This is a genomic window from Actinacidiphila acidipaludis (assembly GCF_019890725.1).
In the GTDB taxonomy this organism is placed as follows: Bacteria; Actinomycetota; Actinomycetes; order Streptomycetales; family Streptomycetaceae; genus Actinacidiphila; species Actinacidiphila acidipaludis.
This window is the reverse complement of sequence record NZ_JAINZZ010000123.1, coordinates 1-2,943: the sequence shown is the minus strand read 5'-3', so window position 1 is coordinate 2,943 and position 2,943 is coordinate 1. Positions and strand designations below refer to the sequence as shown.

The 2,943-nt window shown below is 65.0% G+C and carries 4 protein-coding genes; all 4 read left to right on the top strand.

All coding sequences use genetic code 11. The features are described 5' to 3' along the window. The first annotated feature begins 369 nt into the window (after window positions 1-369). Window positions 370-1,020 (top strand): hypothetical protein, encoded by a 651-nt coding sequence (locus K7862_RS36905; protein WP_308012384.1) that lies wholly within the window; start codon window positions 370-372, stop codon window positions 1,018-1,020. Beyond that, window positions 1,008-2,066, top strand: a complete 1,059-nt coding sequence (locus K7862_RS36900; protein ID WP_262414380.1) for a hypothetical protein — start codon at window positions 1,008-1,010, stop codon at window positions 2,064-2,066. Before K7862_RS36905 ends, K7862_RS36900 begins: the two co-directional genes overlap by 13 nt. 26 nt (window positions 2,067-2,092) lie before the next feature. Continuing rightward, window positions 2,093-2,383 carry a hypothetical protein gene (locus tag K7862_RS36895; RefSeq protein ID WP_222970149.1) on the top strand — a complete coding sequence of 97 codons (291 nt, stop codon included), beginning with the start codon at window positions 2,093-2,095 and terminating at the stop codon, window positions 2,381-2,383. A gap of 13 nt (window positions 2,384-2,396) precedes the next feature. Next, window positions 2,397-2,943, top strand: a 547-nt coding sequence (locus K7862_RS36890) for a WXG100 family type VII secretion target (protein WP_372461733.1), incomplete at its 3' end; no start/stop codon positions are given.

Genomic DNA, 2,943 nt, shown 5'->3' with positions numbered 1-2,943 from the left:
AGGCGATCGGCGGAAAAGACTAAGCCCGGATCTCAGGCTGGTACGGACGGCTGACCGCTGTGCCGACCTGGGAGAACGCAGGTGCGGGACGAGCGCTGCGGCCCGCAATATTCTGGGTCAGCCTGTGCTCGACGCTTTGATGCGACTACACCGGGGGCGCCTACACGTCCTTCCACGGGACTGCGCGACAGTGCGCCGCCAGGGTGCCGGTCAACTTCCTCTTGGGTACGCCGTGTGAGACTCCAGTTGCGGTTGGGCAAACCCGCTTCTGAGGCTTCCAGAGCAACGCATAGAGTGAGGAGTCACTAACACATCGCTAGTGGCGTCACGCCTCACGTTGACGCTTGGGCCACACAGGGGGACTCTCCGGTGACACGAAGTCTGGTGCCGGCTGCCGCGCTGACCGCTGCGGCAGTCATGCTGCTCACTGCGTGCGGTGGGGGCGGCGGAGATAAGTCGTCAGACAAGATCACGTCGACGCAGCCTGTTCCCACAGCGACGAGCGCATCCCCCTCGGCGAGCGCGACGATGACGGTCAACCGGCCGGTGATCACTTTCCCGGGGGATGCGAAGAACGTCTTTGAGGACCAGCACACAGGCGACCCCAAGAAGGACGCCGTACTTGCCGACAACGAGCAGATGGTGGATTCGATCTACTCGGCGATCATCCAAGGCAACGCCCACACCTCCGCTATGGCCTTCTACAGCAAGGGCTTGGCTCTGGGCTCTGCGGCCACATTCGTCCAAGGCTGGGTGAACGGCGACGCGAGCTGGACCGGAACGATCCGGTGGTTCCACCGCAAGGTCACCATCCGCAATGACAATTCGGCCGTTGTCGTCTACTGCTCCGACGAGAGCAAGGCGTACCCGAAGTCACGTAAGTCAGGCAAGATCGATCGCTCAGCTTCGAACACGGCCAGCTACGTTCTGTACAACACACGTCTCGAAAAGAGCCCGGACGGCGTGTGGCAGACGGTCAACCTGGTCTCGCAGCGAGGAGCGAAGGCATGCAAGCCCTGAAGCGCTTACTCATCGCCGCGACTGCGCTCGGCGCCGTCTCCGTTGTGACGATTGAACCCAGCTCAGCCACCCCCACCAGCGGTGGGTTGGGTGGATTCGGTAACCAGGCACCGGCCGATCCGCCTCCGAAGACCCTGGGGAACGCCGGCCATGGAAAGATCTCAGCCCTGGCCGGTATCCAGTTCGACTTGACCAAGAACGGCAAAGGGCGAGAGACCGGCGCGGTCACCCCTGCGTCAGACTGGACGCCACCCGCCTGCTGGTACGCCCCCAAGTACGACGCGGAAGGCGCCGCTCGGGAATTTCTGGGGTACGACCGGAGCCCGAACCACACCGGCATGGAAGACGCCGAGGCGATCAGGAACCGCTACATCAAGGGTCATCCCTACACCAATTTCAACCTGGCCAAGCAGGGCAAGGGCTACTGGTGGACGGCCTTCTACGACGACAGCCGGCTCACCGATCCCGGTGCCGACGACTGCACTGATCCGCCGTTCTGGGTGGACACCGGAGCCCCACCACCGCCCGTCAAGAACGCGGTCACGCCCGAGATCCTCGCCCAACTCGCCTACGCCCAGATCCGCATCCCGCAGGGCAAGGCAAGCTTCAACCCCTCCGGCACCCAGATCGTGAACGTGCCTACCTGGGTGTGGATGGACCGGACGACGTTCCATCCGGTCTCCGTGCGGGCCTTCGTGCCGGTGCTCGGCATCGAGGCCACGACCACAGCCACTCCCGTCGGCCTACACATTGATCCCGGCACTCAGGACGCCACCCTATCGCCGCCTTCGGGAGACTGCCCGATGGACGCCCACGGGAACGTCGGGACGCCTTACGTCACGGGCGACGACGGCAACAACCCGCCCTGCGGGGTGACCTACCTGCGCTCAACCCAGAACCGGGGTCCGTACCGGCTCAAGGCCACGGTCACCTGGAAGATCACCTGGACCGGCACCGGCCAGCCCACCCCAGTCGCCCTTCCGGACGGCACCTTCGGTGCTCCACAGGACGCCTACGTACGCGAACAACAAACCGTGAATCGCTGAACACAGCAGCACCCGGGGGGACCACCATGACAGATCTGGCCGTCACCGAAGCCGACATGCAGTCACTGAGCGCCGCCCTTGTGACGGCACTTGTCGACCTTGGAGCCGTGCGGCGCTCCTTGCAGCACATGAATCTGGAAGCGCTGGGAGCACCGCCTCTCCTGGAAGAGGAGACGACGTACACCCGCACCCGGTACGACGACGTCACCGAGGTGGGCCAGCGTCTCAGCGACAGACGCGACGAGGTCGACCATGTCGGACCGACCCTCCGCCACACCGACCAGCGGCTCGCGCACAACTCGCCGCGGACACAGTGAAGGGGGATCTACCGTGGGAATTCCCTATCCGACTCTCGGGTTCGATCCCTGCCCCGGCGACCCCGAAGGCGTGACAGCGCTGGCCGGCGAATGGCAAGACGCCGCATTCCTCATGACCGAAATAGCCATCAAGCTGGACAGCAGCGACCCGATACAGGCTCGTTGGCGAGGGAAGGCAGCGGACGCCTTTCGCACCAAGCTCTCGGCTCAGCGTGTCGTGATCGGCAAGCTCCGTGCCTCATACGAGGACAATGGCGCACTGCTGACGCAGTGGGCGGGGCAACTCAAGGACTTTCAGGCCGAGGCTGCCGCGTTGGAGTTGCACGCCGCTGGACTGGACGAGCAGCGACGGCGCCAGAGCAGCGGCCCGCGAGCGACCCCTGAGCCGGTACCAGAGGCCAGTCCACCCCCTCCCGGACAACGCCCGGCGCCCTCGATACCGCCCGAGCCACTGCTGACGCAGATATCTGGAGTTCACGCCCAGGCCCTGCAGTTGCAGGAACGGTACCTCGCCGCTGCTCGGGCGCTCGCCCGGAAGGTGGAGGCCCTGCTGCATCTCC

Coding starts and splice junctions, on each gene's coding strand:
- K7862_RS36900 (WP_262414380.1), top strand. CDS start 1,008: ATGCAAGCCCTGAAGCGCTTACTCATCGCCGCGACTGCGCTCGGCGCC.
- K7862_RS36895 (WP_222970149.1), top strand. CDS start 2,093: ATGACAGATCTGGCCGTCACCGAAGCCGACATGCAGTCACTGAGCGCC.